Here is a 1568-nt window from a genome sequence, read left to right on the forward strand (position 1 = left end):
TTTGCTTTTCGCACTTCGTCATTACCGCTTAGGTAACTCCTCGCGCTCAAAGCTTCACAACTCTTAAAATTCATCAAAAAATCCCTCCGCGTGATTCTTAGTTTTTTCCTTAAACTTTTTTTCAAAACCCCTTAGCATTCTAAGATTTGCGGTATTGCTAGTGGAGCTTTAGCAAAATTTTAGGGGTGAATAAGGCTAGTGCCTATGAACCCCTAAAATTTTGCTAATCTCTGCTATGATTACCCAAAGCTGAATGCTTTACATCTGACTTTTGCTCTCTATCACACCCTTTGCATTACTTGTATTATGTATCCCTCTAAGCCGCGCTTTCTCCTCTTCTCTTGCTTGGCAATAATACGCGCGTCTTTGGGGATTAAAGCTCGTATTCTCTATAAGCAAAATATCACAAAAAGCCTCCAAAATCACCGCGTGTGTGTAAAGCGCATCAAGCGTTACTTTATCTTCTTTTGTCTCTAGCGGGGGCGCAAAAAAACTCGCGCATATTTCTAGCTCTCCGCTTGCACCTTTAGTGATCGCATACTGCCTCCTACTTAAGTGATAAAAGCAAGGCGTGGGGCTTTTAAACGCATGAATAGGGCTTGCGTGTTTGATCTCTACACCATTGAGTGCGATATGAAAGATATAGGCAATCCTACTAGGGAGAGTGATAGGCTCATTTTCTTTAATGCGTATCTTTAAGGTTTGGATATTTTCTTTAAACTGACTGATAAGGGTATTTTGCGCACGACTTAGATAATCCAACAAAAATCCATCACTAAAGATATGCCCCTCAATGTTGTCATCTTTTAAAAAACTCCTTATGACCATTATGAGCTCTTGGGCTTTCATTATATCTCGCTCCCCTCTACGCTCTCTCCCTCTAGGGGCTTTCTGCTTTTGGCAAATAACCCCCTAAGAGCTTCGCCTGTGTTTTTTAGCCCTGATTCTACATAATCACTGATGCCTTTGTGCTGCTCCTCGCTGTAACCTCTCTCCTTTTTATACTCTTCTCGCATTTTTTGTAAATACGCGCTTTCTTTTTGTGCGAGGAGCGATAGGTTTTTTTGCTTTTGTGCGCGGGTTTGGGCATCATCGCTATCCTTGTATTGGTTAGCTAAATAGTCATTAGTATGCTCATCTCGAAAACGCATCGTGTTTGTCCATTCTTGTGCCTGTGCCTCTTGGATAATCTTCGCGTTATTCTCATCTCTAGCTTTATTTTTTCTCTCCGCGCGTTCATCGCTTTCCTTGACAATATCCATAATCCCTTTTATGGTGTTTTGCGTGTTTTGATTACTATTTTGCAAAACCTGTAATAAGTTTTGATAGGGATAGGCGGTGGCGGTGGGGTTGGGGTTGTAGGTAGAGAGAATGTTACCCATTTATACTCCTTTTTGCAAATTAAGATAAATTCGTCCTTGCGGTTAAAATCATTGATTGCTGCATTCGCATTGGCTTATTCCTTTTCCAATTAAGATAAATTCAGTTTTGAGCGACTAATAAGGGAATGCTGCGGCTCGCTCCACTGCAACGCACACTAAGTGCGTCTCATTCGCTCTCCTTGCATA

Annotated in this window: 2 protein-coding genes; both read right to left on the bottom strand. The window is 41.3% G+C overall.

Annotation, left to right across the window (positions count from 1 at the left end; genetic code table 11):
• Nucleotides 1–258 precede the first annotated feature (258 nt).
• Entirely contained in the window at nt 259–849 is a 591-nt protein-coding gene (locus LS69_RS10015; protein WP_034374384.1) for a hypothetical protein, read from the bottom strand.
• A complete protein-coding gene (locus LS69_RS10020) occupies nt 849–1382 on the bottom strand; it encodes a hypothetical protein (protein ID WP_034374382.1) in 534 nt (177 codons plus the stop codon). Before LS69_RS10020 ends, LS69_RS10015 begins: the two co-directional genes overlap by 1 nt.
• Nucleotides 1383–1568 lie beyond the last annotated feature (186 nt).

This window comes from Helicobacter sp. MIT 05-5294 (assembly GCF_000765675.1).
In the GTDB taxonomy this organism is placed as follows: domain Bacteria; phylum Campylobacterota; class Campylobacteria; order Campylobacterales; family Helicobacteraceae; genus Helicobacter_D.

Excerpts from the sequence above, each read along its gene's own strand:
- LS69_RS10015 (WP_034374384.1), bottom strand. The coding sequence starts at position 849 with ATGAAAGCCCAAGAGCTCATAATGGTCATAAGGAGTTTTTTAAAAGAT.
- LS69_RS10020 (WP_034374382.1), bottom strand. The coding sequence starts at position 1,382 with ATGGGTAACATTCTCTCTACCTACAACCCCAACCCCACCGCCACCGCC.